Here is a 25,789-nt window from a genome sequence, read left to right as displayed (position 1 = left end):
GCCCATGTGGCGACCACTCGCCCTTGCCACTCTGCTGCTGGCCTTGGGCCAGCAGCCCGCCTTGGCGCAGCCGGACGAACGCGCTGCTCGTGAGCAGCTCGATGCGCTCGGGCAGGAGATCGACGCCATGGCCGAGCGGCTCAGCGCGACCGGCCAAGCTCGCGATAGCGCTCAACGCGAGCTAAAGGCGGTGGAAACCGAGCTCGCCCAGACCCACCAGCGGCTGGACCAGCTTCAGGCGGAGCGGCGCCAGCTCAATGACGAGACCACCCAATTACGTCAGCACCGCGAACGCTTGCAGAGCGAACGGGAAGCTCAGTATCAAGCGCTCGGGCAGCAACTCGCCGCGCTCTATCGGCTAGGGCCTACGCCCCAGCTCAAGCTGTTGCTCAACCAACGCGACCCTGCCGAGCTGGACCGTATGCAGGCCTATTTGAACCGGCTGACACAGGCGCGCCAGCAGCGCCTGGCCGATATTGCGCGGCTGGACACGGCACTTGCCGATACCGAACAAGCACTGGCAGAGCGCCAAACGCGTTTGGATACCTTGGCGGACGAGCTGGAGACCCAAAGCGCCCTACTCGCCGAGCGCACCGAAGCGCGCCGGGGCGTCGTCAATACGCTCGATGATCGCTACGGGAGCGAGGCGGAACGCTTGGCCGACCTGAACCAGAGCCGCGAGCAGGCAGAGCAGCAGCTCCGCGCGATTCAAGCCGAATTGGCACGCCTGGCAGAGCCCACGCCCACTACGCACATCACCCGCACGCAAGGGGATCTGCCCTGGCCCGTGCAGGGCAGCATCACCGCCAGCTTTCAGCGGCGGGATGGGGTGCACTACAACGGTATCGTGATTCAGGCCAGCGAAGGCACGGCGGTCACGGCGGTCCACTCGGGTCGCGTGGTCTTCGCCGATTGGATGCGAGGGTTCGGCAACTTATTGATCATCGACCATGGCGACCAGATCATGACGCTTTATGCGCACCTGCAGCAGTTCAGCGCCCGCCCCGGACAGCAGGTGAATCGTGGCGACGCTATTGGCCGGGTGGGCAACAGCGGCGGGCAGCCCCGGCCAGCGCTCTACTTCGAAGTGCGGCGAGGCGGGGAACCCATTAATCCGCAACGTTGGATTGCGCGCCGTTGACGGGATAAGCTGATGCTACTCTCTTTATAGTTACTCTCTTGACCATGACCCTCACAACCCGCGCAGTGCCACTGGCGCTGCCTTTCGCCTAGCGGAGTCCGCATGACGCTATCTGTTACCGAGGTATCGGCCCCTGCCAAGCGTTTCTTGGCCACCCTGCTTCCGCTCGCGCTGCTGGCTGCCCCGCTCCCCTTGGCCGCCCAGCCGGCGAACAGCGTCGCCGATGACCTGCCGTTGGAGGAGATTCAAACCTTCGCCGAGGTCTTCGAGCGTATCAAACGCGGTTACGTCGAAGAGGTCGACGACCGCACGCTGCTGCGCAACGCCATGCGGGGCATGCTCAGCGAGCTCGACCCCCACTCGGCCTACCTGGATGAAGAGGAGTACCAAAGCCTGCGGGAATCCACGCAGGGCGAGTTTGGCGGCATCGGTATCGAAGTCGGCACCCAAAATGGCCAACTGATGGTTGTCACTCCCATCGATGACACGCCCGCCTCCCGGGCAGGCCTGCTGTCTCAGGACATCATCGTGGCCATCGATGGCACCCCCACCGATAGCCTCTCACTGCAGGAAGCCGTCAACTTGATGCGTGGCGAACCCGGCACGCCACTGCGTTTGACGATTCTGCGCTCCGGCGAAGAGTCACCGCGGGAGTTCACCCTCACCCGTGAAGTGATCCGCAGTGAGAGCGTCAAGCAAGAGGTGCTGGAGCCCGGCTACGGCTATTTGCGCATTAGCCAATTTCAGTCCCGCACGCCCGAACAGGCTCGCCGTGCTCTCGAGCGTATGGCCCGAGAGCAGCCCTTGGAAGGTTTGATTCTGGATCTGCGCAATAACCCCGGTGGCGTCCTCCAGGCAGCGGTGGGCGTCGCCGATCTGTTCCTCGATGATGGGCTGATCGTGTATACCGAAGGGCGACTCTCGGATACCGAAATGTCGTTTTCGGCGTCTCCGGATACACCAGCGGGCGACATCCCGCTCGTGGTCCTCATCAACAGCGGCAGCGCGTCGGCGGCGGAAATCGTCGCGGGCGCGCTGCAAGATCAGCGCCGGGGCGTCATCATGGGGACCGAGAGCTTCGGTAAGGGCTCGGTGCAACAAATCATGCCGCTGGGCAATGGAGAAGGCTTGAAGCTGACGACCGCCCTTTACTACACCCCGAATGGCCGCTCGATCCAGGCGCAAGGCATCGAGCCGGACGTCGAAGTGGTGCGCGGCCGCCTGGAAGTGGCGGAAGGGCGTCGCGAAATCCGCGAATCGGATTTAGACGGCCATCTAGGCAGCCAAAGCGATATGCCAACCGAGCGCGCCGCCATGTCTCAGCGGCTGCGCGAGGATTACCAGCTCAGCGAAGCGCTGAACCTGTTGAAAGCGCTGAACGTGGTGGATCGTCGTCGCGGCTAGCTAGCGGCACGATAGCGGCAGGCGGCCTCGCTCTCCGGTCGCCTGCCGCATTACCAAGCGTTTAAGCGGCACGAGCTGGTTCATACCGCTCATACCCACGTTGCGCGCCAGCGTAAACACCGGATGCTGGCTGCCAAACAGCCCCTTGAACCCCTTCATCAAGCCCAGCATAGCGCTGTTATCGAAGCGTCGACGACGCTCGTAGCGACGCAGCGTGGCCACACTGCCCCACGGCGCGCCGCGCCGCCAAGCTAAGACCACTTCTTCCGCTAACACTGCCGCGTCCATCAATCCTAAATTGACGCCCTGCCCGGCCAGCGGATGCAGGCTGTGGGCGGCATCGCCGACTAACGCGAAGTTGGGCTGCACATAATGCTGGGCGTGGCGTTGCACCAGCGGAAACCGATAGGCGCTATCCACGGGCATGACATCACCCAGACGATGATCAAACGCCTCGCCCAGCGCCTGCCCCAGCGCCTCTGCCGAGCACGCCGTCAGCGCTTGGGCATGTTCAGGCGTGGTGGACCAGACAATGGAGCAGTAGCGATCATCCTCGTCGACGGTGAGGGGTAAGAACGCCAGTGGACGACCCGCGATAAAGGCTTGCCGTGCGGTGGCCCCATGGGGCTGTGCGCAGCGCACCGTGGTGACGACGGCCTCTTGCGCCATGGGCTCCTCCGCTACCGAGATGCCCGCTAGCGCGCGCAAGGCAGAGCGCGCACCATCGGCCGCGACAAGCAGCGGCGTTTGCAGCTGTCGGCCATCGTCGAGCACCAGCCAGCGGCCACGCGCCGTGGTTTGCAGCGCCTCTACCCGCACGCCATTCAAGCGCGTCAGGGTCGGCTGCTTGGCGACCTGCTCGTTCAACGCGGCCAGCGTCACGTCATTCTCGACGATATGACCCAACACGGCGGTCCCCGCTTCGTCTGCCGAGAAGCGAATATGACCACTGCCTTCGGCATCCCATACCTCCATGTAACGGTACGGCGTGACGCGTGCCGTCTGCATGGCGGGCCAGGCACCCAAATGGGTGAGCAGTCGCTGGGACACCGGGGTCAGCGCGCTGACGCGGGGGGCGGGAATCTCGCCAGCGACGTCATCCAGGTGCAGCGTCGATACCTTGGCTTCCACCAGCGCCACCTGCATTCCCGCTTCTGCCAATAGCACGGCCAGCACAGCGCCCACCATACCCGCGCCAACAATTACCGCATCGAAACGCGTGACGGGCGGCTTAGCTGCTTGTGATTGCGTTGTCATAACACTCCTTGGCTTGGGTCATTGAGGGCGCTGGATGAGAGCGTCAGCGCTCCAGGCCCATCGCGCGGCGTGCCAAGCCACGGCGCAGCGGGCCAATCAAATTAAGGCCGATCAACCCAGCGCCACGGGCGTGGGGCAGCAGCGGCCACGAGTAACCAAACAGCCGCACTAAGCCGTCACTAAAACGGATCACGTTGGCGCGGTCTTGGGCGCGGCGGCGCTCAAACGCCTGCAACGTGTTCATATCTCCCAAGGAGCGCTGCTGCTGAGCACCTTGGGAGAGCGCTTCCACTAAATCCATCACCGAGCGCAGCGCTAAATTGAAGCCCTGGCCAGCCACCGGGTGCAGCGCATGGGCCGCATTGCCCAACACGGCTAAGCCGGGGCGAACGGGCTCTTCTGCCGTCACTAGCGACAGCGGATAGCTAAACCGCTGGCCAACGCGGGTAAAGCGCCCGACGCGGTCACCGAACGCCTGCTGAAGCTGGCGTAAGAACGCTGCATCCGGCAGCGCCATTCGAGTGCCTTCACTGCCGCTGGCGTGGGTCCAGACCAGCTCCATGGCCTGCCCCGGCAGTGGCAGCAGCGCGATGGGCCCCTCAGAGGTAAAGCGCTCGTAAGCAACCCCTTGATGGGGCTGGCTAATGCCCACATGGGCAATGACCGCCGTTTGCTCATAGGAGTGACGGCGGCTGGCGATTCCGAGCTGCTCCTTCAGCCCCGAGCGGCCGCCATCGGCCAAAATGGTCAACGCCGCCGTTAGCTCGCTTCCATCGGAAAGCCGCAAATGGTGGCCGCTGGCCGTGGGCGTTAGCCGTGCCACCGTGGCCGGGCAGTACCACTCGATAGGCAGTTGCTGCAGCTTTTGATGCAGCACGCGCCCCATCCAGGCGTTGGGAATCACGTGCCCCAAGGCAGCGACGCCTAGCTCTTGTGCATTAAGGCGCGTCGCGCCCAAACGGCCCCGCTCGCTAATATGAATACGATGGATCGGTGTGGCCTCGACCTGCATCGCTTCCCACACGCCTAGCTGGCGAAAGCGCTGCGCCGAGCCTTCGGCAATGGCGCTTGCCCGGGCATCGAAGCTCGGCTGCCACGTCGTGTCCTCAGTGCTCTGCGGTAGCGCATTGGCTTCGATGATGGCGACCCGCCAACCGTGGCGCTCGATGAGCGGTGCCAATGCACAGCCCAAACTGGCCCCCACCAGCCCTCCGCCCACGATCACGATGTCATGGGTGGGCGACGGCGCTTGTGGACGTGGTCCCTGCTCAGCCCCATGCATTGGCCTCTCCTCGTTCATATCACACGATCACTGCGATTCGTAATTTCGTAACGTAGCTTACATAATCAATTAGCCGCGTGATGCAGCTGGTTATTTATTCGCCATTAACTGCTCGATATCGGCCACCTGTTTCGGTACGTCCGCGGTCAAGATGTCATGGCCCTGGTCGGTGACCACCACGTTATCCTCGATACGAATACCGATACCGCGATAAGCATCGGGAATATCGTCGTCGCTGGGAATGTAAAGGCCGGGCTCGACGGTCAGCACCATGCCAGGTTCCAGCGGCCGTGGAGTGGCCTCGTCGAGGCGATAGGTACCCACGTCGTGGACATCCAGCCCTAACCAGTGCGAGGTAGAGTGAAGATAGAAGCGCCGATAGCTCTCGTCATCGATACGCGCTTGCACGTCGCCCGACAGCAGGCCTAGCTCGATGAGGCCAGCGGTGAGATCCGCCACGACTCCTTGATGGATCTCCGCTAACGTCGCGCCGGGGGCGATGGCATTCACCGCGCGCACTTGAGCATCGAGCACCACTTGGTAGAGCGCCCGCTGAGCGTCATTGAAGCGACCGCTGACCGGAAAGGTGCGCGTGATGTCACCTGCGTAGAGATCGAACTCTGCCCCAGCATCGATCAGTACCAGCGTGTCTTCCTCCAGCACATCGCTGTTTTCAATATAGTGCAGCACACAGGCATTGGCCCCGCCGCCGACGATCGTGCTGTAAGCAGGCCCGCTAGCGCCGTGCCAAACAAAGGTGTGCTCCAGCTCGGCCTGGAGCTGATATTCGCTCAGCCCAGCTTGGCAGGTGCGCATGGCGCGCACGTGGGCCTGAGCGGAAATCGCCGCCGCATGGCGCAGCAGTGCAATTTCGGCGGGGCTTTTGATCAAGCGCATCTCGTGAATCAGCGGGCGACTATCCAACCAGCCTTTTAGCGCGGGCTTGCCACGGCGCATGCCCGCCTGCGAGTAGGCCAACGCGTCTTCGGCAATGCTCAGCGCGTCGGGATTATCCAGCGGCACATAAAGCAGCTCACGGCCATCGAGCAGCGTGGGCAGCAGAGCGTCACGCTCGGCATTTTCGAACGCTTGGTCGAGGCCATGCTGGCTGACAACGCCCTGCGCCCCTAAACGGCGGCCGGTCCAGGCTTCCAGGGTGGGGTCGCGGTCTTGGCAGAACACCACGCTTTGCCCTTCGGCACGGCCCGGCAACAGCAGCAGTAGCGCCTCCGGCTCCTGAAGGCCGGTCAAGTAGTAAAAATCGCTCTGCTGGCGGAAGGGGTACTCGCTGTCGTGGGAGCGGGTCACCAAAGACGCCCCAGGCACCAGCAGCGCAGCATGGCTCGGCAGCTTGGCCATGAGCCTCTCTCGACGCTGGCGGTACTCCTCAGGCTGAATGGCAGCGGGGCGAGGCAGTTGCGTGGGCATAACGGCTCCTTTAGGCGTGGTGGCTCAATGAACGGGGGCGTCGGTTTGCTCTACCTGGGGCTGCCCCGGATGCTGTTCGGTATAAAGCAGCATGGCCGCCATCCGAGCGTGTTCGGTCAGGGCAAACAGATCGTTCTCGTTCTCGGGGCTATCGTCGATGTCGGTCTCGATCTGACCGAGGCCTTCCAGGTCATCGATCGCTTCTTTTAGGGTTTGCGACCAGCGCTCCCGCAGGGTGTCGTCGGCGACGTCCTCGATCACTTCCATGAAACCCAATGTCCACTCTTTCAGCCCCTGTGCCTGCTCGGCAAGAGAGAACAGCTCGTCGGGCAGCAGCGGCGCGTAGTTCATATCGCTCGCGCTCAATGCTTCCAACGTCTGGCGCCGCCAGCCTAACAGGCGCTCGGCGCTGGCCGGGTCACGGGGTTGCTCTACCCCTAGACTGAGGCACACTTCTTCCAGCCATGCGTCGGCGGTGACATCGCGCAGCGCCAACAAGCCGCACAGTCGTCCATCCAGAAAGGCTGGGGACTGCATGCTGCCGTGGAGTAAAAATACATCCGCTACGTCAGAAAAATCCTGGCGCTCGTCAATCAATGACATGATTCTTGCTCGCTTTACCAAAGATGAAGGTATGACCACAGGGATAGGGCGGGGTGCCTGCGCGTTGACCCCGCATGAGCGGCTCTCTTATAGTGAACGCCGTCTATCCTTCCTATGTAGTGATGTTAACGCATCGGGCCCCTTGCTGGCCCGTGCTGGAGCCTTTGATGAGTCACGCAAAGCGGCCAACGAAAGAGATTACCCTACTGGGTCGCAGCTATATGATTGCCTGCGACACCGGCGAAGAAGCCCAGCTCGAACGCGCTGCTCGCTATTTGGACCGCGCCATGCACGGCATTCATGCCCAAAGCAGCGTCCTGGGCAGCGAGCGCATCGCAATCATGGCCGCGCTCAATATTACCCATGAACTGCTGGAAGCGCTGGATGAGCACCGTGCGGGTGAAGCCAACCTTAGCCGTTTGAACGACCGGCTCGAACGTGCATTGGCCGGTGCCCGGCCGCGCAAAGAGCCTTGAGCGGCTCGCCCACTGCAACCGAGACTTTGGCATTGGCAGCGGCTCTGTTAGGATAGCGGTGTTCTCTGGGATGTACGCCAGTCGTTATAGTCCCTCGAGCCTATGCGCAGTACCCAGGGGGCCAAATGCTAGCCAGACCCGTGTGCATGTCCGTGCGTCGGAAAGCCTGACGGTTTGGCTGCGGCCACCCACCTGAACCAGTAGGTTCAGGGCCAGAACGACAGCGGCATTCTGGGGAACACTTTGTGATGACCTTTCGCGAGATGACCTCTACCTCACCTAGCGACAAGCAGGCCCTTCGGCGCGATTTGAAACGCCGCCGCCGTGCGCTCTCCGCCCAGCAGCAACGGCAAGCCGCCTTGGCTCTGTGTCAGCGCTTGAAACAGCTTCCTGAAATTCGTCGCGCCAAGCGCATCAGCCTCTACCTGCCGGTCAATGGCGAGATCGATCCTACGCCACTGATTCCTTGGCTACGCCAACGCCGTGTGGCCATCTACCTGCCCGTACTTCGCCCGTTTAGCGGCAACCGCCTCTGGTTCGTGGCGTATGATGCCAACACCCCGATGATCAACAATCGTTTCGGCATTGCTGAGCCCTGCCCCCGATTTGCTGCCCAGCGCCGCCATCGGCTGCCCGCCTGGGCCCTGGATACGCTCATCGTGCCGCTGGTGGGGTTCGATCAGCAGGCCAACCGGATGGGTATGGGCGGCGGATTCTATGACCGCAGTTTGGCGTTTATGCGTCGTCCGGGGCCTGCGCCTGCGCTGATTGGCGTGGCCCACGCCTGCCAGCAGGTAGAAGCGCTGCCCGTGGAACCTTGGGATATTCCGCTCACTGCGGTCGCCAGCGATATCGGCGTGGCGCGCCCAAACAAAACGGGCTGATCACAAGGATCAGCCCGTTTTGTTATCTAGTCACCCAGTAGGTGCAGCATGAGTGCTGAGCGCGCTATCATTAACCGTTGGTTAACTCCCCGACAGCGCCTGTGCATATCCAGTGGCTAATACACCGAGCAAAAACACCACTGTCAATGCCATCACCATATCAGGCTTTCTACGCCGCATGCCTCTTCTCCAACGTCTTTCGCAGTTGCCAAATGCCCTTAGTGCGTCACCAAGCTTTTCATTTTGGGAAGATGACACACCTCATTAATTTCGATCACGACTATAGGGCCATAAGGGGCTCGATGACAACTGCTAAAAGCACTATTTTAGCCCCGCAATTAAACGTTTCAGACTCCCTCAACTGCCTAGCAGTTCTAGCTTGCGCCGTTAGCGGGCACTTACATTACGTTACGCCATGAAGAGTCGGTAGGCGGGGTTGTCGCTCTCTTGCCAGTAGCGGTAACCGATGGCATCTAAGTACTCGGTCACGTGAACCCGGTCTTCGCTCGGCACTTGCATTCCCACGAGTACACGCCCATAAGCGGCCCCATGATTGCGATAGTGAAACAGCGAAATATTCCAGTCGTGTGGCAATTGGGTTAAGAAATTCATCAAGGCCCCGGGACGCTCTGGAAACTCGAAACGATACAGCTCTTCTTCGAAACGCTCGCTGGGGCGGCCGCCGCTTAAATGTCGAATATGCAGCTTGGCTAACTCGTTATCGGTCAAATCTTCGACGTGATAACCGCCTTCGCGCAGTTTATCGATCACCGCTTGGCGGTCTTCACCACCCGGCTTGACCTGTACGCCAACGAAAATGTGCGCTTCGCTATCGTCGGCATAGCGGTAGCTAAATTCGGTCACCATGCGTTTGCCCAGCGTGCGGCAGAACTTCTTAAAGCTGCCGGGTTTTTCGGCGATGGTGACGGCCAGAATGGCTTCGCGCTGCTCGCCCAGCTCGGTGCGTTCGGCAATATGCTGCAAACGGTCGAAGTTGGTGTTGGCGCCCGAGTTAATACACAGCAGCGTCTCGCCTTCTGCACCGGTTTGCTGCACGTACTTCTTTAGGCCCGCTAACGACAGCGCGCCGGAGGTTTCAGCGACGGCGCGGGTATCCTCGAAGATATCTTTCACCGCGGCGCACATTTCATCGGTATTCACGGTAATCACATCGTCGATGAGAGCACGCACCAGCGAGAACGGCACCTCGCCAATTTGCGCGACCGCCACACCTTCGGCAAAGACGCCCACCTGGTCCAGCACCACGCGCTCACCGGCGTCCAGCGCAGCTTTCAAGCAGGCGCTATCCTCCGCTTCCACACCGATGATTTTGATATCCGGGCGCAGGTACTTCACGTAGGCAGCCACCCCGGCAATCAGCCCGCCGCCGCCCACGGGGATGAAGATTGCATCCAAACGGCCGCTGTGCTGACGCAGAATCTCGACGCCAATGGTGCCTTGCCCGGCCACCACGTCGATATCGTCGAACGGGGGAATATAAGTGTAGCCATGCTCTTTGATCAGCTCTTGGGCGTGTTCGGCAGCGGCGGCAAAGGCATCGCCTTTCAGCACGACTTTCGCCCCACGGGCACGCACCGCCTGTACTTTGATGTCTGGCGTGATGCGTGGCATGACGATCACCGCTTTCACTCCCATCAGCTTGGCTGCCATGGCCAACCCTTGTGCGTGGTTGCCCGCGGAAGCGGCGATCACGCCCTTGGCTTTCTGCTCATCGGTCAACTGGGCCATTTTGTTGTAGGCCCCGCGAATTTTGAACGAAAAGACCGGCTGCAAATCTTCCCGCTTAATCAAAATCTGGTTGTTGAAACGACGCGACAAAAAGGGAGCGGGCGAAATGGGCGTCTCACAAGCGGCTTCATAAACGCGGGCTTGGAGGATCTTTTTGACGGTTGCTTCGAGCATGCTGACATCCCAGAAAAATGACGTGGCCCTGGCGGGTGCGAACAAAACCTTTATTGGTAGCAGATTACGACTGGCAACGTCTAGCGGCGTTTCCATCGGCACTCGCCGTTTAGGCCGTTATACTAAGGGCGACTGCCTCCCTGATACTGGAACCATCATGACACAAGATGAACTAAAAGCCGCTGTGGCGGATGCCGCTATTCGCGAAATTGAGCCGCACCTGGAAAAAGAGACGGTACTAGGTATCGGCACGGGTTCGACAGCCAACCTGTTTATCGACCGCTTAGGCCCTCTGCGTGACCGATTCAAAGGCGCCGTGGCCAGCTCGGAAGCCAGCGCCGAACGACTCAAAGGCCTGGGCATCGAGGTATTTGAACTGAACCATGTGGGTGACGTGCCTTTCTACATAGATGGTGCAGACGAAGTGAATGCTCACCTACATATGATCAAAGGCGGCGGTGCAGCGCTGACTCGAGAAAAGATCGTCGCCGCCTGCGCCAAGCGCTTCATCTGTATCGCCGATGGTTCCAAATACGTGCCACAGCTGGGCCACTTTCCCTTGCCGGTGGAGGTGATTCCCATGGCGCGCTCCTACGTGGCGCGGGAGCTGGTCAAGCTAGGCGCCGAGCCCGTCTATCGTCAGGGCGTGGTGACCGATAACGGTAACCATATCATCGACTGCTTTAACTTTATGATCGATGATCCGGTCGCCATGGAAGCGCGCATTAACAGCATCGTCGGCGTTGTTACCAACGGCCTGTTCGCCGCACGCGGAGCCGACGTACTGCTGCTCGGCAAAGCAGAAGGGGTAGAGCGGACGGCGCTATAAATAGCGACCCAGCCCATCCAGGGTGCGCGACAGCGCCCCGCGATGGGCTTCGATCACCACCTGCCCTGCCTCACCCGCCTGCCGAGCACGTTGAGGGTAGGCGATATACTCTGCCAGGGTGCTTGCCAACGCTTCTGGGGTATCCACCACGGTCAGCGCCTTGGCCGCCAGCAGTGGCTCGGCAACATCACTGAAGTTCTCCAGCGACGGCCCACACAGCACGGGCTTACCCAGTGCGGCAGGCTCCAATACGTTGTGCCCGCCCAGCGGCACCAAGCTTCCTCCTACGTAAGCCACGCTCCCCGCGCCGTACAGCGCCGCCAGCTCACCCAATGTATCGCCCAGGTAAATCTGGGTGGCGGGTGTAACGGGTTGCTGCTGACTACGGCGACTGACCTTCCAGCCCTCGCGTTCGCACAGTGCCGCCACCTCGTCAAATCGCTGAGGATGGCGAGGCACCAGTACCAGCAGTGCGTCTGGAAAGCGTTTAAGCAGTTGGCGGTGGGCCGTGAGCAGCAGCGCTTCTTCCCCGTCGCGGGTAGAGCCCGCGACCCAGACGGGCCGCTCCCCCCAAGCCTGAAGTAAGCGCTCACTTTCTGCCAGCGCCTTTTCAGGCAGTGCTTGTTCAAACTTCAGCGACCCCACCACGGTGGTGGCGTCGGCCGCACACCCCAGCGCTTGAAAGCGCGCGGCATCCTCTGACGATTTGGCGGCAAGCCACGTCACGTTGGCTAAGGCGCTGTGCATCAGCGGGCGAAGACGCTGATAGCGGGCAAACGCGCGGGGCGATAGTCGGCCGTTGACCACTGCAACAGGCACCGCCTGCCGGTGGCAGGCGTGAAGCAGATTGGGCCACAGCTCGGTTTCAAACAGGATGGCAAGCTCAGGCTGCACGCGGGCCACAAAGCGCTTGGCCGCGCCCGGGAAATCCAGCGGCAGAAAACGGTGGGCAAGACGAGGCTGATCGGTAGCGCCCTGTTCTGCGATCAGCGCCAGCGCCTGCTGGGCACCGGTGGCGGTCATGGTGGTCAGCAGCAGGCTATGGTGAGGAAACCGCGCCAGCAGCTTTTCGATCAGCGGGCGGGCAGCGCGTACCTCGCCTACCGAGGCACAATGCAGCCAAATGCGCGGCACGGGCGGCAGTGGTTCAAGGCGTATCCCCAGCCGCTGAAGCCGCGAGTAAGTGGGTACTTGCTCACGCCAGATGCGCCAGCCAATCAGCGGCGCTAGCCCATACAGCACCGCCGAATAGGCCAATCGCGGCCAGCGGGATAGCGCCATTAACTTTCGCGATCCAGAATCGAGCTGATCATTGCCGAGGTGGACACGCCATCCTCAAAACCCAGCACTTTCACCTCGCCACCGTTGGCAATCACGGCGCTGCCGCCAGCGATATCCTCGCGGCGGTAGTCGCCGCCTTTGACCAGGATATCCGGCAGTATTTGCTCAATCAGGGCGGCGGGCGTGTCATCACTAAACGGCACCACCCAATCCACCGCGCCGAGCCCGGCCAGCACTTGCATCCGCCGGTTCAGCGGGTTGATGGGGCGCTTTGGCCCTTTTAAGCGACCAATGGAGGCGTCGTCGTTCACCGCCACAATCAGTCGATCACCTAGGCGCTTGGCCTGCTCTAAGTAACCCACGTGGCCCGCATGCAGAATATCGAAGCAGCCGTTGGTCATCACCACACGCTCGCCGCGACGCTGCGCGGCGCGCACGGCCTCCACCAATGCTGCCTGCGTAATCACGCCAAATTCGGCCAGCTTATCGCCGTGCAGCGCGGTGTAGAGCTCGGCAATGGAGAGCGTGGCGGTACCCGGCTTGGCCACCACTAGGCCCGCGCCGAGGTTCGCCAGCATCATTGCTTCCGGCAGCGAGTGGCCAGCGGCTAGCGCTAACCCCATCAGGCCAATCACGGTGTCACCGGCACCGGTCACATCGAACACTTCCTGGGCACGGGTGGGCAGGTGCAGCGGTGCATGGCCTTCACGAATCAGCGTCATGCCCTTTTCGCTGCGGGTAATCAGCAGCGCTTCAAGTTCCAGCTCAGCACGCAGCGCTTCGCCTCGCTCGGCCAGTATGGCGTCGGTGGCGCATGGGCCTGCCACGGCTTCAAACTCGGTCAAGTTGGGGGTAATCAGGCTGGCTCCCCGGTACTTGGTGAAGTCTTGGCCCTTGGGGTCGATCAGCACCCGCTTGCCGTGGTGGCGAGCCATCTCGATTAGCCGCTCCACTTGGTTGAGCGTGCCTTTGCCGTAGTCCGACAAAATCACCACATCGCACTCAGGCAGAGCCTTTTCTACTTGTGCCAACAGAGCGCTGGTATCCACGCTGTCGAGGCGCTGTTCAAAGTCCAGGCGCAGCAACTGCTGGTTACGGCTCATCACGCGCAGCTTGGTAATCGTTGGTATTTCTGGGCTGCGCTGAAAGTAAGTGCTTACATTGGATGCAGCCAAGCGCTTGGTGAGCAGCTCGGCATTCTCATCCTCGCCCACGACCCCCGCCAGCGCCGCATGGCCGCCTAGGGACGCCACGTTGAGCGCTACGTTGGCCGCGCCACCGGGGCGGTCGTCGGCATCTTCCACGCGTACCACGGGCACCGGCGCTTCTGGGGAGATCCGCGAGGTGCCGCCGTGCCAGTAGCGGTCGAGCATGACGTCGCCTACCACCAGTACGCGGGCATGTTCCAGGGCGGTTAAATCAACTTTCATCCGAGGGTCCTGTTGTGGTCTGCGCTGCGGTATGCGCCAGCAGCGCGTCTAGCTTGGCAATCACATCGTCAGCCTTGATCAAGTCCATGGCATCGGCATGGCGTACTCGCTGCCCCCAGCTCACCTCGTCCACCGATTTATGCAGGTAGGTGCGTACCGCATCGGGGTAGGCATTGACGGCAAAATCGCGCCACAAGTAGGGGGCGGCCCGCTCAGGGTTGGTGGTGGCGTAAAGGCCGAGCGTTGGCGTGCCCATGGCGTTGCCCATATGAGCCGGGCCAGTATCCGGCGCGATCACCGCTCGGGCGTTATCGATCAGCGCCAATACGCCCTTCAACGAGGTGCCGCCAATGGCGTTGATCACACTTCCTGACTGGCAGAGCGCTTCGATATGGTCACCCATTTCCCGCTCAAGCGGGCTGCCGCCGCCGGTGAGTACGCTCTTCAGACCGTGATGCACCCAAGCGTGTTCAATCACGCTGGCGTAGCCTTCCACCGACCAGTTGCGGAAGTTGCGCAAACGCGCGTTGCTACAAGGGTTAATCACTAAATAAGGGGCGTCGCCGCTGATAGCGCGGGCTTCCTCATAGGCCACTGCGGGCACGGCGAGATTCCACTCTAGGCGGTCGTCTTCGACGCCCAGTAAACGGGCGAAGTCCATGAATGACTCCAGCACGTGGGCGTTGGCATGGGGCGCTAGCTGGTGTTGGGTAAACCAGTGCTGGGCATCCTTGGCGCGGGCTTTGTCATAGCCGACGCGCACATTGGCTTTAAGCCCCAGCGAGAGCACGCTGGCGCGAATGGCCTGCTGCATATGCAGCAGCACATCAAAGCGGGTATCCGCCAGCTCACGCCAGATAGCGCGCATGCCGGAGAGTCCCGTCGATTTGTCGTACACAACAAACTCGACCCCAGAAAGCCCCGCCAGTAAACTGTGCTCCCCCTTGCCGATAATCCAGGTAATGCGCGCGTTCGGCCACTGACGCTGCAGCGCTCGCACCGTGGGCACGAGATTGCATGCGTCTCCCAACGCGGAGAGGCGCAAAATGGCAATATGGTTTGGTTGAGCAGGCAGAGAGGGCTTCATGCGCTTAGCGGCACTCCAGCAGAAAAATGGGCTGATTCTACATGATGCTGACAGTTTAAGTGACGCCTGCGCATCACACCAACTGTCCTCCCCTACTCACCCCTTGAGCACGGCGCTGTTTGAAGCGGCGTATTGGCGAGCGCGTCACTTGGTGGTCGGCGAAGCGCCGGGCCGTGGTAGCAGTTTGTTCCTGCAAGCACGCGACGACGAACAGTGGGTGCTGCGGCCCTACCAGCGCGGCGGGCTGATCGCCAAACTTAGCCAGCAACGCTATATATGGCTGGGGGTCGAGCGCACCCGAGCGTTTCGTGAAGTGCGGTTAACCGCCGCGCTGTATGAGCAAGGCCTGCCCGTGCCCCGCCCGGTGGCCTGCTGTGTCACACGCTTTGGGCTTACTTACGAAGCGGCGCTGCTGACCGTGCGCATTCCCGGCGCTCGGGCACTTGCCTCACTGCTCACCAATGGTGAAGCTGACGAGGCGCTGCTAAAGCGCGTTGGCGCAATGATTAAGCGTTTTCACCAAGCAGGCCTGGACCACGTGGACCTCAACGCCCGCAACATTCTGGTGGATGAAGCAGGCAAGCCCTGGCTGATCGATCTCGACCGCTGCCGCCTGCGCCCGCCAGGCAAGTGGCAGGCAAGTAACCTGCAGCGGCTGGAGCGCTCGGTGGTGAAGTTTGCCCCTAGCCAAGTGAAAAATCTGATGGCACCGCTTTACGCAGGCTATGCAGACGCCGTGTAAATCTCCATTAAGCGCTTCACGTGCTGCTTGTTACTGAAGTGCTCCTCCACGCGTTGACGCGCGGCACGCCCCATCGCTTGACGTGTGGCCGCATCACGAATGAGTGTGTCCATGGCGTCGCGCCAGGCGGGCACGTCAAACGGGCCTACCAACACGCCGGAATCAGCATCCACTAGCTCCGGCAACGACCCGGTATTCGAGCCAATGATCGGCATCCCACAGGCCATGGATTCGATGATGGTCAGGCCAAACGCTTCGTTTTCTGACGGAATGCACACCACATCCAATACGGGCAAAATATCGGTCAGGTCACTGCGATGCCCTAGAAAGGTGATTTTATCCGCCAGCGGCGTGCCCGCGATGGTGCGCTGCAGCTCGGCATAGAACGCTTCCACGCCACCTGACGCATAGTCGGTGCCACCGATAGAGAGCGCATAAAAGTGAAGCGTGGGGTCAAGCGCTTGCAGCGCGTTTACCCAGACGTCTTGGCCTTTGCCAGGCGTCACCCGGCCCGGCAGCCCGATGAGCACCGCGTCTGCCGGCACACCCAGCGCTTCACGCTTAGCCGTAATGGCGGCAGGGTCACGATTGGGCTGGTACTTATCGATATCGACTCCGTGGGGCAAGCAAATCACCCGCTCCTGGGGAAGCGGTAAATTGCGGATATTGCGCTGATACGTTGCTTGGCTAATAGACAGCACACGATCAACGCTGCCATAGGCAACACGGTGATAGGCGCTTTTTTTAGGGCGCTGCCCGCCCACGTGATCTGTATAAATTATTCTTAGCTTTGGTAGCAGCGCTTTTAATAGCGTAGTGAGGCGTAGATCACTCGATTTATGGCAGTGAATGACGGAGATGTTTTCCTCCTTCAACCAGCGGCGTATCGACAGCAGGTTGACCAGCGCCTGCCCGTTGCTCGCAAAGGCCTTATACGGCACTCCGTTGCGCTGCATGTAAGTTTCTACCTTGGTGTCTTTCAGGCAGATGCCGATGACGTCCCAACCTTCTGCCAGCAGATCTTCTATCACCCGGTCTACGTATAGCTCCATTCCGCCTTTACCATCGGAAAGACACAGTTGCAGTACCTTATTTGCCATCGCTTGCCCTACCTAGCCGCCCACTGTTAAACAATCCTTACAATCTCTTGTAGTATACAGGCTGCTATTAACGGGGCCTAAATCATGGCGCAGAGACTGCTTGTCGTGCGTAACGACAAAATCGGCGATTTTATGTTGGCGTGGCCAGCCTTGGCGTGTTTGAAACAGGCATCGCCTGCTCCCCACGTTACGGTGCTGGTACCCGCTTATACGGCCCCGTTAGCTAAGGCGTGCCCATGGGTAGATAAGGTCATTATCGACCCCGGCAGCCAAGCCGATAAAGCGGCGCAGCAGGCGCTATTGTTTCACGTGAAACAATCGAAATTCGATGCACTGCTAACGCTGTTCTCGACGCCGCGCATTGGTTGGCTAGGCATGAAAGCAGGCATTCCGCTGCGCGTTGCCCCGGCGACCAAGTGGGCGCAGGTGTTCTATAACGTACGGGTACGCCAGCGCCGCTCGCAATCAGCAAAGCCGGAGTACCAGTACAACGTCGATTTGGCCTGTGAACTGCTGGCTCGCCTTTCGCTAACGCTTTCCACCCTGCCCTCGCCACCCTTCTGGCCGATGGATGACGCGCAGCGTTATGAACAGCGACAAACGTTGGTCAACGATGCTTCAGAGCACGTGGTGGTGGTTCATCCTGGCAGCGGCGGCTCGGCTGTGAATCTATCGGTAGCGCAGTACGCCACACTGATCACTCAAGTGCACCAGCAGTGCCAGCACCTGCCACTACGCTGGCTGATCAGCGCTGGCCCCAGTGAGCAGCCTCAGGCACAAGATTTGAGGGAGCAGCTTGCCAAACAGAGCGTTGCAGCAGACCACTTCCCCAGCACCGCAGGTGTCGATGCCTTTGCCCGACAGCTTGGCGGAGCGGACATGCTGATTGCCGGTTCAACCGGCCCGCTACATATCGCAGGCTGCCTGGACATCGCCACGGCGGGTTTTTATCCGGCTAAACGCTCCGCCACGCCGTTGCGCTGGCAAACCTGCAACCGGGCGGAAAAGCGCTTAGCGTTTAGCCCGCCTTCAGGCGCCGACCAACAGGACATGACCGCTATCGATCTCAACGCGGCAGCCGAACAAATCTCAGCGCTGCTTCTCGGAGGTCTGCGTACGAACCCAGAGATCGGCGTACTTAGCGAAGGTTGAGTGAGCGGACAGCAGGGCTAACAACAGCCCCTGTTTGCCATCTTTAAAGCCCGCTTTGAGCACATACATTTTGAGAAAGCAGGCTAGGCCGTGGCTAATGCCCTGCCACAGCGTGGCCGTTTTACCCTGGGCGGCGCGCTGCTCTGCCCAGGCCTGGGCGTAATGTGCCGATTTTTCAAGATAGTGGCGCAGGTCGCGGTAGGTGTAGTGAAGCAGGTCGCCAGATAACGGCTTTTCAGCCAGCCCGGCTTCTACCACCAGCTTTTCATGCACCAGCGCAGCGTTATAGCCTGCCTGGCGTTTCGGGTAGAGGCGCAGCACGCGGTCTGGGTACCAGCCAGAGTGGCGAATGAAACGGCCAAAGCACCACGACAGGCGGCTCACGCTGTAGGCAGCGGGCGGCTGCTGAATGGCGGCCTGAATGCTGGCGCGCAGCTCAGGCGTCACGCGCTCATCGGCATCGACCATCAAAATCCACTCACCCGTTGCCAGGGCTTCTGCCCGCTGGCGCTGAATACCAAAGCCTTGCCAGTCGGCGTTGACGCTCACATTCTGAGTGAACTCTCGCGCAATCGCGCACGTCTCATCCTGGCTACCCGCATCGAGCACCACGATTTCGTCGGCCCAGGTCAGGGTTTCCAGGCACTCACGTAAGTGGTGCGCTTCGTTTTTGACAATTAACACAGCGGAAATAGACACGTCTCACCTTTGTCCACTCAGTTTAAGGCGCACACGGTTCATCCGTGCTCCAGGCCTGTTGAGTGACATGCTAACACGGCCACGAGGCGCGTCTTTTGATAAGCTGGCCTCCTCATTTAGCACGTTCTGAAAAGGAATACAGGATGTCCGCCTCAAGGTCACTCAAACTTACCCCCTGGCTGCCGCTGGTCGTGATGGGTCTTAGCCTTGGCTATGCCGTTACCGTACTGACGCGCCTGCCCTGGTGGACGCTTTTTTTGATAGCGGCGGTATGGATTGGCATAGGTATCAAGCTGCGCTGGGGCGCTCCGCTCAATGCGCGCTACCGCCCCATGTGGCCGTGGTCGCTGGCGCCCCTTAGCTTATTCAGCATCTACGTCTATTTAGCGGACAGCTTTGGCAACGTCGACCTGGGTGCGGTGTTTTTTCACCTGCAGGCGGGCATGGCGGAGCACGGCGGTGCGGGTAAAATGCTGTTGGCGCTTACCTATACCGTGACGGTCTTGGCCGTCCTCGTGTCGGTGACGTGGCTATCGCGTCACGACCAGCGCTGGCGATTGACCGAGCGCTTCTTCGCCATCGCGCTGCTGGCGGCCAATCCACTGCTTTATGGCATCGGTCAGCGCAGCGCTGCCATCGTCACGGACGACGGCGCGTGGCTCGACCGCCGCTACGTGGCTCCTCTAACCAGCGACCAGCCCGATTCCCCCAACCTGCTGCTGATGTATTTGGAAAGCATGGAGCGCACCTACAGCAACGAGCTGTTTGGCGACGCGTACGCGGATTTGACCGCGCTGGGCGAGCGCGGACTGGTGTTTGAGGGGATTCATCAGATGGAGAACACCGGTTGGACCATGGCCGGAATGATTGCTAGCCAGTGCGGCGTGCCGCTCATGCCCGCAGGCCTGCTACACGATAGTCAGTTCGAGCCACTCAATCAGGTGGTGCCCGGCGTTGACTGCCTAGGAGACGTGCTGGCCGGACAGGGCTATCGGCTCAGCTTTTTTGGGGGGGCCAGCACCCAGTTTGCCGGCAAGGGCCTTTTCTATCGCGGTCACCAGTTCGATACCGTAAAAGGCAAAGAGGAGTTGCTGCCTGAACTCGACGACCCCGAGTATGTGAATAGCTGGGGGCTGTATGACGACACACTATACGACGTGACCGCCGACGAGATTCGCCGCTTGAGCGACGAGGACGACGGCCCCTGGGCGGTGGTGAATTTAAGCATCGCGGGCCATGCGCCCAGCGGCTTTCCCTCGCAAACCTGCCTGGACCGCCAGGGCCCGTTCGATGGTCAGGACATTCTCTACTCGGTGAAGTGCTCTGCACGCCAAGCCCGAGACTTCATCGAGCGTTTGGAACAAGAGGGGCTATTGGAGAATACGCTGGTCGTGGTGCTCAGCGATCATCTCACCATGCGCGTATCGGTGTGGGATCAGCTCACCGCGCTGGATCGTGACAATACGCTCATCATGCTGGGCGACGGTATACGCCCGCAGCGAGTGCGCCGAGGCGCGACCATGCTCGATGTCTTCCCCACGATCCTCGACGCCATGGGGCTACCGCTGGAGGAACATCGCGCAGGGCTAGGCGCTTCGCTGCTCAGCAGCCAGCCTACGCTGGTCGAGATTCATGGACTGCAAGCGCTAAACGAGCGCCTACGAGAGGAAACCGCGCTGCAACATCGCCTATGGGATGGACTCACGCCCCAACGGCGCGAGCCTGACGAGAACGCCATTGACCAAGTCACCGAAACCCCTGCCGACCAAGCCAATGAAATGGAGATCATGCGCTAACGATGACACCGCTGGCGTTATGGCGATCGGCTCGCATTGCCTGATATACCCGCTCCACGTCTAACTCGTTCAAGCAGTTCGTATGGCCCAACGGGCACGTGCGCTGAAAGCATGGCGAACAGGAGAGGCCCAGATAGTGGATCTCGGCGTTGCTCGTCAGCGGCGGCGTATAAGCGGGCGATGACGAGCCATACAGCGCATGGATGCGCACGCCTACCGCCGCTGCCACGTGCATCAGGCCCGAATCGTTCGTGACCACTTGACGACAATCGGCGAGCAAATCCACGGCATCGGCCAGCTGGGTCTTTCCGCACAGATTATGCGCATGCGGCAGGCCCTTGACGATGGTCTGCCCTGCCGCATGATCTTTCGCCCCGCCCAGCACTCGAACCTCGAAGCCTTCCTTGATCAATTTGGCAGCCAGTTGGTGAAAGTACGCCAACGGCCACTGTTTGGCGGGGCCATACTCTGCGCCAGGCATCATGCCAATGGCAGGACGAGAGGAGAGCGCATGGGACAGGCGCAAGTTCACCAAATTATCGCGGTCGATGGTGAGCCGTGGCTTGGGTATCGTGAACTGCCCGCTTTGTGCCTCTTCCAACGGCAGCCCCAGCGATACAAACCGTTTGACGGTTTGATCCAGCACCTGCTTGTCGAGTTTTCGACGCTCTTTTAGCAAGCCGTAGCGGTGCTCGCCTAAGAAGCCCACGCGTTCGGGGATACGCGCCATGAACGGCACCAGCGCTGCTTTCCAGGAGCGTGGCAGCACGATGGCACGATCAAAACGGCCCCGTAGCCGGGCCGCCAGCTCCCGGCGGCTGGCCAGTCCAAACTCTCCGTGGCTCACTGCCAATGGCAGCACTTCATCCACCTGCGGCATACGCTCGAGAATCGGCTGTGACCAGCCGGGGGCAACTACTCCCAGCGTGGCACCTGGGTAGCGCGCTTTTAAGGTCATGAATAGGCTTTGGGCCATGACCATATCACCGACCCAGGAAGGCCCTACGACCAGCAGACGCTTGGCAGAGTTAGCCATTCAACCACTCCAAGTACGCTTTCACGCCCTGGGCAACGGTTTTGAATTCCACGTCGCAGCCTGCCGCACGCAGGTTGCTAATGTCAGCGCGGGTGTAGCTCTGGTAGCGCCCTTTCAGCTCTTGAGGAAACGGAATGTAGTCGATTTCGCCCTGGCCATAGAAGTCGATGACCGCCTCGCCAATGGCCTTGAACGGCTCGGCGCGGCCAGTGCCCAGATTGAAGATACCCGACGCACTGGGGTTATCCAGGAACCAGAGATTTACATCGACCACATCGCCCACGTAGACGAAGTCGCGGCTCTGCATGCCCGCCTCGTAGCCGCCGTAAGCACCGAACAGCTTCAGCGTTTCGCCGTTACGGATCTGCAGGTGGTTGTGGTACGCCACGCTGGCCATCTTGCCTTTATGCTGCTCTCGCGGCCCGTAAACGTTGAAGTAGCGGAAGCCCACCACCTGGGTGGTCAGCTCGTTCCAGCGCGAGCGTACGTGCTGATCGAACAGCAGCTTAGAGTAGCCGTACACGTTGAGCGGCTTTTCATGCTCCGGCGCTTCCTTGAACACCTCGCTGCCGCCGTAGGTCGCTGCCGACGATGCGTACAGAAAAGGAATGCCCAGTTTTTCACAGTAGTTGAGCAGCACTTTGGAGTACTCGAAGTTATTTTCCATCATGTAGTGGCCGTCCCACTCGGTCGTATCCGAGCAAGCACCTTCATGGAAAATCGCATCGATGGTGGGCAAATCCACCGTTTCACCACGCAGCGCGGCTTTCACGCGGGCGATGAAATCATCTTTATCCAAGTAGTCAGCGAGTGTGCAGTCCGCCAAATTGACGAATTTGGTGCCATCGCGCAGGTCGTCGACCACCATCACATCATCACGGCCACGAGCATTTAGCGCTTTGACAATATTGGCGCCGATGAACCCGGCCCCGCCTGTTACAACGATCATCTCGTTCTCCTTACCAAAAGCGGCTCTTTGGCTAACGTGCCTATAACCCATCTGCCTGTGATTGTATACTTGACGGCTTATGAATTCATGGCCAACGGTGCTTTCCGCGATGAGTGTCTCGACAAACCAATCGACACCCGATGTGTCGACCTTTCAAGGCTTGATCCTTGCTCTGCAACAGTACTGGGCAGAACAGGGCTGCGTCATCCTTCAGCCCCTCGATATGGAAGTCGGCGCGGGCACCTTCCACCCCGCCACCTTCCTGCGGGCGATTGGTCCAGAAACCTGGAACGCTGCCTACGTTCAGCCTTCCCGCCGCCCAACCGACGGCCGCTACGGCGAAAACCCCAACCGCCTGCAGCACTACTACCAGTTTCAGGTGGTGATGAAGCCCTCCCCCAGTAACCTGCAGGATCTTTACCTGGGATCGTTGAAGCGTTTAGGGCTCGACCCGCTGATTCACGACGTGCGCTTCGTGGAAGACAACTGGGAATCCCCCACCTTGGGTGCCTGGGGCCTTGGCTGGGAAGTATGGCTCAACGGCATGGAAGTGACGCAGTTCACCTACTTCCAGCAGGCGGGCGGCATCGAGTGCTACCCCGTCACCGGCGAGCTGACCTACGGGCTCGAGCGTATCGCCATGTACCTGCAGAACGTCGATAGCGTTTACGACTTGGTATGGGCCATCGCGCCGGACGGCAGCAAAGTCAGCTACGGCGATGTCTACCTGCAAAACGAGCGCGAACAGTCGGCGTATAACTTCGAGCACGCCGATGTGGATCAGCTCTTCGCGGCGTTTGATCACCAGGAAAAAGAGTGCAGCAAACTGTTGGCTGCGAGCCTGCCGCTGCCCGCTTACGAGCAAGTGCTCAAAGCGTCTCATACGTTCAACCTATTGGATGCCCGCCACGCCATTTCCGTAACCGAGCGTCAGCGCTTCATTCTGCGCGTACGCACCATGGCGCGTGATGTTGCTACCGCCTACTTCGAGTCTCGTAAAGCAGCAGGCTTCCCCATGGCATCGGAAGCATTACGCCGTGAACTGTTACAAGAAGAGCTCGCCGAGCAGGGAGACGCATAATGGCCTTTGATACGCTTTTATTAGAACTGGGCGCAGAAGAGCTTCCACCCACCGCGCTGGACGCGCTCTCAGACGCGTTTGCTGCTGGCATTGAAAAAGGCCTGCAAGACGCTGAGATTCCCTTCGATGCGGTGACTGCCTACGCCACGCCGCGCCGCCTAGCCGTGAAAGTTACCCGGCTTGCCGACAAGCAGCCAGACCGCGAAGTAGAGCGCCGCGGTCCCGCCCTGGCCGCCGCATTTAAAGACGGCGCCCCCACCAAAGCAGCAGAAGGCTTTGCCCGCTCCTGCGGCGTCAGCGTGGATGACCTGATTCACCTGGAAACCGATAAAGGCACCTGGCTTGGCTACCGCGAACAGCAGCAGGGTGACAGCGTACAGGCGCTGCTGCCTGAGATGGTACGTAAAACGCTCCAGTCGCTGCCGGTGCCCAAGAACATGCGCTGGGGCGCGTCCCGCGTCGAGTTCTCCCGCCCGGTTCACTGGCTGGTGGCGCTGTATGGCAACGAGGTGATTGCGGCCGAGGCCCTGGGGCTTCAAGCCAGCCGTACCACTTACGGCCATCGCTTCCACGCGCCGGATGCCCTTCAGCTCGAACACGCCGACGACTATCTATCAGCACTGGAAAACGCCTACGTACTGGCCGACCGCCAGCAGCGCCGGGAGCGTATTCGTGAACAGGTGCTTGCCGAGGCCGAAGTTCAAGAAGCCAACGCCGTCATCGACGAAGACCTGCTGGTCGAGGTCAGCGGCTTGGTAGAGTGGCCCGTCGCACTGACCGGCAGCTTCGACGAGCGCTTTTTGAAAGTGCCCGCGGAGTGTCTGATCTCCTCCATGAAGGCCAACCAGAAGTACTTCCACCTGCTCGATGACCAGGGCAAGCTGAAGCCGTTGTTCATCACCATCTCGAATATCGAGAGCCAAGACCCTGATCAGGTGATCTCCGGTAACGAAAAGGTCATTCGTCCGCGTTTGGCGGATGCGGCCTTCTTCTACGATACCGACCGTAAACAGACCCTGGCCTCGCGCATTCCGCAATTAGAAAGCGTGGTCTTCCAGCAGCAGCTGGGCACGCTGGCGGACAAAGCCCGCCGTAGCACGGCCATTGCAACCTTTATCGCCGAGCGCATTCACGGCGATGTGGCCCACGCGCAGCGTGCCGTGGCACTGGCAAAATGTGACCTCGTCACTGAGATGGTGCTCGAATTCCCAGAGCTGCAGGGCATCATGGGTCGTTACTACGCCGAGCAGGATGGCGAGCCTGCGGAAGTTGCCCAAGCGTTAGAAGAGCAATACCTGCCCCGCTTTGCCAGCGATGCGATTCCGCAAAGCCTCGCCGGACAGGCGCTGGCGCTAGCAGATCGTTTGGATACCCTGGTGGGCATCTTCGGTATCGGCCAGCGCCCCACGGGCGCAAAAGACCCCTTCGCCCTTCGCCGCGCCTCCATTGGCGTGCTGAACATTCTGGTGAAAGGCGAGCTGAACCTCGACTTGCGTGAACTGCTGCAAGTGGCGGCTGATCAGCACCAGAATCTCCCTAAAGCTGATGGCCTGGTAGACGACGTGTTGACGTACATGCTCGACCGCTTCCGCGCTTGGGGTCAGGAAGAGGGTATCTCTGCCGAGATGTATCTCGCGGTTCGTGCTCGCCCGGTCACCAATCCGCTGGATTTTGCGCGCCGATTACGCGCCGTGAAAGCCTTCGCCCAGCGTGAAGAAGCCGCGGCACTAGCCGCTGCGAACAAGCGTGTTTCCAACATCTTGAGCAAACAGGAACACGACGGCAGCACGCAGGTAGACGCCTCGCTTCTTCAAGAAGCCGCGGAAAAGGCCCTGTTTGAAGCCGTCACGGCTAGCCAGCAGCAGGTGGCTCCGCTGTTCGCAGCAGGCGATTACCAGCAAGCGCTAGACGCGCTTGCCACGCTGCGTGAGCCGGTCGATGCCTTCTTTGATCAGGTCATGGTCATGGCGGATGACGATGCCATTCGTCGTAACCGCCTTGCTCTGCTGGCCAGCCTGCAAGCGCTGTTCCTGGAAGTGGCCGATATCTCTCAGCTACCCCAGTAACACCGTGAATGTTTGAGAGCGCCGACGGTCCCAGAGGCGCAACCGATAGCCCGGCTTTTGATAAGCCGGGCTTTTTATTGAACGCATGAATGTTTCACGTGAAACACTCGCTCATTCGTACACCAGAGCTTACCCTACGCAGA

General features: G+C 60.5%; 22 protein-coding genes and 1 other RNA gene. 11 read left to right on the top strand and 12 right to left on the bottom strand.

Features of this window, described 5'->3' with window-relative positions; all coding sequences use genetic code 11:
- The first annotated feature begins 4 nt into the window (after positions 1-4).
- Both NH398_RS12240 and NH398_RS12235 read left to right on the top strand, forming a co-directional pair.
- The gene (locus tag NH398_RS12240) at positions 5-1,141 is read left to right on the top strand and encodes a peptidoglycan DD-metalloendopeptidase family protein (RefSeq protein ID WP_253018773.1); all 1,137 of its coding nucleotides are present in this window, start codon (positions 5-7) and stop codon (positions 1,139-1,141) included.
- A 102-nt stretch (positions 1,142-1,243) separates the two neighbouring features.
- A complete protein-coding gene (locus NH398_RS12235) occupies positions 1,244-2,545 on the top strand; it encodes a S41 family peptidase (RefSeq protein ID WP_253018772.1) in 1,302 nt (433 codons plus the stop codon).
- On the opposite strand, the gene NH398_RS12230 is transcribed toward NH398_RS12235, so the two are convergent.
- The 4 genes from NH398_RS12230 to NH398_RS12215 form a co-directional block, all read right to left on the bottom strand.
- The gene (locus NH398_RS12230; RefSeq protein ID WP_253018771.1) at positions 2,546-3,802 is read right to left on the bottom strand and encodes a UbiH/UbiF/VisC/COQ6 family ubiquinone biosynthesis hydroxylase; all 1,257 of its coding nucleotides are present in this window, start codon (positions 3,800-3,802) and stop codon (positions 2,546-2,548) included.
- Between the two features lie 43 nt (positions 3,803-3,845).
- Complete coding sequence (gene ubiH, locus NH398_RS12225) at positions 3,846-5,084, bottom strand: 2-octaprenyl-6-methoxyphenyl hydroxylase (RefSeq protein WP_253018770.1); 1,239 nt, start codon at positions 5,082-5,084, stop codon at positions 3,846-3,848.
- A 90-nt stretch (positions 5,085-5,174) separates the two neighbouring features.
- A complete protein-coding gene (pepP, locus tag NH398_RS12220; protein ID WP_253018769.1) occupies positions 5,175-6,512 on the bottom strand; it encodes a Xaa-Pro aminopeptidase in 1,338 nt (445 codons plus the stop codon).
- Positions 6,513-6,536: 24 nt separating this feature from the next.
- Positions 6,537-7,115, bottom strand: coding sequence for a YecA family protein (locus NH398_RS12215; RefSeq protein ID WP_159340539.1), 579 nt, complete (start codon positions 7,113-7,115; stop codon positions 6,537-6,539).
- Between the two features lie 167 nt (positions 7,116-7,282).
- On the opposite strand from NH398_RS12215, the gene NH398_RS12210 reads away from it, so the two are divergent.
- The 3 genes from NH398_RS12210 (at position 7,283) to NH398_RS12200 (ending at position 8,475) form a co-directional block, all read left to right on the top strand.
- The gene (locus NH398_RS12210; RefSeq protein WP_159340538.1) at positions 7,283-7,591 is read left to right on the top strand and encodes a cell division protein ZapA; all 309 of its coding nucleotides are present in this window, start codon (positions 7,283-7,285) and stop codon (positions 7,589-7,591) included.
- Positions 7,592-7,650: 59 nt separating this feature from the next.
- Positions 7,651-7,833: non-coding RNA, 6S RNA (gene ssrS / locus NH398_RS12205), on the top strand.
- A 6-nt stretch (positions 7,834-7,839) separates the two neighbouring features.
- On the top strand, positions 7,840-8,475 hold the full coding sequence (locus NH398_RS12200) for a 5-formyltetrahydrofolate cyclo-ligase (RefSeq protein WP_253018768.1): 636 nt from the start codon (positions 7,840-7,842) through the stop codon (positions 8,473-8,475).
- A gap of 408 nt (positions 8,476-8,883) precedes the next feature.
- Here NH398_RS12200 and ilvA read toward each other — a convergent pair whose 3' ends face one another.
- Positions 8,884-10,398, bottom strand: coding sequence for a threonine ammonia-lyase, biosynthetic (gene ilvA, locus NH398_RS12195; protein WP_253018767.1), 1,515 nt, complete (start codon positions 10,396-10,398; stop codon positions 8,884-8,886).
- 157 nt (positions 10,399-10,555) lie between these two features.
- Between ilvA and rpiA the strand changes: the two genes are divergently transcribed.
- Positions 10,556-11,227 (top strand): ribose-5-phosphate isomerase RpiA, encoded by a 672-nt coding sequence (rpiA, locus tag NH398_RS12190; RefSeq protein WP_159340535.1) that lies wholly within the window; start codon positions 10,556-10,558, stop codon positions 11,225-11,227.
- Here rpiA and waaA read toward each other — a convergent pair.
- Genes waaA through NH398_RS12175 form a run of 3 tightly spaced genes read right to left on the bottom strand, consistent with a single transcriptional unit; the run spans position 11,222 to position 15,025 of the window.
- Positions 11,222-12,508 (bottom strand): lipid IV(A) 3-deoxy-D-manno-octulosonic acid transferase, encoded by a 1,287-nt coding sequence (waaA, locus tag NH398_RS12185; RefSeq protein WP_253018766.1) that lies wholly within the window; start codon positions 12,506-12,508, stop codon positions 11,222-11,224. The two genes, rpiA and waaA, sit on opposite strands and share 6 nt — an antisense overlap.
- The gene (hldE, locus tag NH398_RS12180) at positions 12,508-13,938 is read right to left on the bottom strand and encodes a bifunctional D-glycero-beta-D-manno-heptose-7-phosphate kinase/D-glycero-beta-D-manno-heptose 1-phosphate adenylyltransferase HldE (protein ID WP_253018765.1); all 1,431 of its coding nucleotides are present in this window, start codon (positions 13,936-13,938) and stop codon (positions 12,508-12,510) included. The genes waaA and hldE overlap by 1 nt, the downstream gene beginning before the upstream one ends.
- On the bottom strand, positions 13,928-15,025 hold the full coding sequence (locus NH398_RS12175; RefSeq protein ID WP_253018764.1) for a glycosyltransferase family 9 protein: 1,098 nt from the start codon (positions 15,023-15,025) through the stop codon (positions 13,928-13,930). Before NH398_RS12175 ends, hldE begins: the two co-directional genes overlap by 11 nt.
- Between NH398_RS12175 and NH398_RS12170 the strand changes: the two genes are divergently transcribed.
- Positions 15,024-15,767, top strand: coding sequence for a 3-deoxy-D-manno-octulosonic acid kinase (locus NH398_RS12170; protein ID WP_253018763.1), 744 nt, complete (start codon positions 15,024-15,026; stop codon positions 15,765-15,767). The two genes, NH398_RS12175 and NH398_RS12170, sit on opposite strands and share 2 nt — an antisense overlap.
- On the opposite strand, the gene NH398_RS12165 is transcribed toward NH398_RS12170, so the two are convergent.
- Positions 15,749-16,867, bottom strand: a complete 1,119-nt coding sequence (locus tag NH398_RS12165) for a glycosyltransferase family 4 protein (RefSeq protein WP_253018762.1) — start codon at positions 16,865-16,867, stop codon at positions 15,749-15,751. The genes NH398_RS12170 and NH398_RS12165 overlap by 19 nt on opposite strands.
- A gap of 84 nt (positions 16,868-16,951) precedes the next feature.
- Between NH398_RS12165 and NH398_RS12160 the strand changes: the two genes are divergently transcribed.
- The gene (locus NH398_RS12160; protein WP_253018761.1) at positions 16,952-18,019 is read left to right on the top strand and encodes a glycosyltransferase family 9 protein; all 1,068 of its coding nucleotides are present in this window, start codon (positions 16,952-16,954) and stop codon (positions 18,017-18,019) included.
- Here NH398_RS12160 and NH398_RS12155 read toward each other — a convergent pair.
- Positions 17,957-18,718, bottom strand: coding sequence for a glycosyltransferase family 2 protein (locus tag NH398_RS12155; protein WP_253018760.1), 762 nt, complete (start codon positions 18,716-18,718; stop codon positions 17,957-17,959). The genes NH398_RS12160 and NH398_RS12155 overlap by 63 nt on opposite strands.
- Before the next feature lie 143 nt (positions 18,719-18,861).
- Between NH398_RS12155 and NH398_RS12150 the strand changes: the two genes are divergently transcribed.
- Complete coding sequence (locus tag NH398_RS12150) at positions 18,862-20,514, top strand: sulfatase-like hydrolase/transferase (RefSeq protein WP_159340527.1); 1,653 nt, start codon at positions 18,862-18,864, stop codon at positions 20,512-20,514.
- Here the strand turns inward: NH398_RS12150 and waaF are convergent.
- Positions 20,504-21,550 (bottom strand): lipopolysaccharide heptosyltransferase II, encoded by a 1,047-nt coding sequence (gene waaF / locus NH398_RS12145; RefSeq protein WP_253018759.1) that lies wholly within the window; start codon positions 21,548-21,550, stop codon positions 20,504-20,506. The genes NH398_RS12150 and waaF overlap by 11 nt on opposite strands.
- Positions 21,543-22,499, bottom strand: a complete 957-nt coding sequence (gene rfaD / locus NH398_RS12140; RefSeq protein ID WP_159340525.1) for an ADP-glyceromanno-heptose 6-epimerase — start codon at positions 22,497-22,499, stop codon at positions 21,543-21,545. Before rfaD ends, waaF begins: the two co-directional genes overlap by 8 nt.
- 109 nt (positions 22,500-22,608) lie before the next feature.
- Between rfaD and glyQ the strand changes: the two genes are divergently transcribed.
- Both glyQ and glyS read left to right on the top strand, forming a co-directional pair.
- A complete protein-coding gene (gene glyQ / locus NH398_RS12135; protein ID WP_159340524.1) occupies positions 22,609-23,580 on the top strand; it encodes a glycine--tRNA ligase subunit alpha in 972 nt (323 codons plus the stop codon).
- Positions 23,580-25,646, top strand: coding sequence for a glycine--tRNA ligase subunit beta (gene glyS, locus NH398_RS12130; protein WP_253018758.1), 2,067 nt, complete (start codon positions 23,580-23,582; stop codon positions 25,644-25,646). The genes glyQ and glyS overlap by 1 nt, the downstream gene beginning before the upstream one ends.
- The last annotated feature ends 143 nt before the right edge of the window (positions 25,647-25,789 follow it).

Origin of the sequence: Halomonas sp. CnH100-B, from assembly GCF_024124605.1 — a bacterium.
Classification (GTDB): Bacteria; Pseudomonadota; Gammaproteobacteria; order Pseudomonadales; family Halomonadaceae; genus Vreelandella.
Note: the sequence above shows the minus strand (reverse complement) of the source record. Positions and strands in the feature narration are given on the sequence as shown.

Excerpts from the sequence above, each read along its gene's own strand:
- glyQ (WP_159340524.1), top strand. The coding sequence starts at position 22,609 with ATGAGTGTCTCGACAAACCAATCGACACCCGATGTGTCGACCTTTCAA.
- NH398_RS12240 (WP_253018773.1), top strand. The coding sequence starts at position 5 with ATGTGGCGACCACTCGCCCTTGCCACTCTGCTGCTGGCCTTGGGCCAG.
- NH398_RS12175 (WP_253018764.1), bottom strand. The coding sequence starts at position 15,025 with ATGAAGCCCTCTCTGCCTGCTCAACCAAACCATATTGCCATTTTGCGC.
- pepP (WP_253018769.1), bottom strand. The coding sequence starts at position 6,512 with ATGCCCACGCAACTGCCTCGCCCCGCTGCCATTCAGCCTGAGGAGTAC.
- NH398_RS12200 (WP_253018768.1), top strand. The coding sequence starts at position 7,840 with ATGACCTTTCGCGAGATGACCTCTACCTCACCTAGCGACAAGCAGGCC.
- glyS (WP_253018758.1), top strand. The coding sequence starts at position 23,580 with ATGGCCTTTGATACGCTTTTATTAGAACTGGGCGCAGAAGAGCTTCCA.
- hldE (WP_253018765.1), bottom strand. The coding sequence starts at position 13,938 with ATGAAAGTTGATTTAACCGCCCTGGAACATGCCCGCGTACTGGTGGTA.
- waaA (WP_253018766.1), bottom strand. The coding sequence starts at position 12,508 with ATGGCGCTATCCCGCTGGCCGCGATTGGCCTATTCGGCGGTGCTGTAT.
- NH398_RS12165 (WP_253018762.1), bottom strand. The coding sequence starts at position 16,867 with ATGGCAAATAAGGTACTGCAACTGTGTCTTTCCGATGGTAAAGGCGGA.
- rfaD (WP_159340525.1), bottom strand. The coding sequence starts at position 22,499 with ATGATCGTTGTAACAGGCGGGGCCGGGTTCATCGGCGCCAATATTGTC.
- NH398_RS12150 (WP_159340527.1), top strand. The coding sequence starts at position 18,862 with ATGTCCGCCTCAAGGTCACTCAAACTTACCCCCTGGCTGCCGCTGGTC.
- NH398_RS12160 (WP_253018761.1), top strand. The coding sequence starts at position 16,952 with ATGGCGCAGAGACTGCTTGTCGTGCGTAACGACAAAATCGGCGATTTT.
- NH398_RS12210 (WP_159340538.1), top strand. The coding sequence starts at position 7,283 with ATGAGTCACGCAAAGCGGCCAACGAAAGAGATTACCCTACTGGGTCGC.
- ilvA (WP_253018767.1), bottom strand. The coding sequence starts at position 10,398 with ATGCTCGAAGCAACCGTCAAAAAGATCCTCCAAGCCCGCGTTTATGAA.
- waaF (WP_253018759.1), bottom strand. The coding sequence starts at position 21,550 with ATGGCTAACTCTGCCAAGCGTCTGCTGGTCGTAGGGCCTTCCTGGGTC.
- NH398_RS12230 (WP_253018771.1), bottom strand. The coding sequence starts at position 3,802 with ATGACAACGCAATCACAAGCAGCTAAGCCGCCCGTCACGCGTTTCGAT.
- NH398_RS12215 (WP_159340539.1), bottom strand. The coding sequence starts at position 7,115 with ATGTCATTGATTGACGAGCGCCAGGATTTTTCTGACGTAGCGGATGTA.
- rpiA (WP_159340535.1), top strand. The coding sequence starts at position 10,556 with ATGACACAAGATGAACTAAAAGCCGCTGTGGCGGATGCCGCTATTCGC.
- ubiH (WP_253018770.1), bottom strand. The coding sequence starts at position 5,084 with ATGCATGGGGCTGAGCAGGGACCACGTCCACAAGCGCCGTCGCCCACC.
- NH398_RS12235 (WP_253018772.1), top strand. The coding sequence starts at position 1,244 with ATGACGCTATCTGTTACCGAGGTATCGGCCCCTGCCAAGCGTTTCTTG.
- NH398_RS12170 (WP_253018763.1), top strand. The coding sequence starts at position 15,024 with ATGCGCTTAGCGGCACTCCAGCAGAAAAATGGGCTGATTCTACATGAT.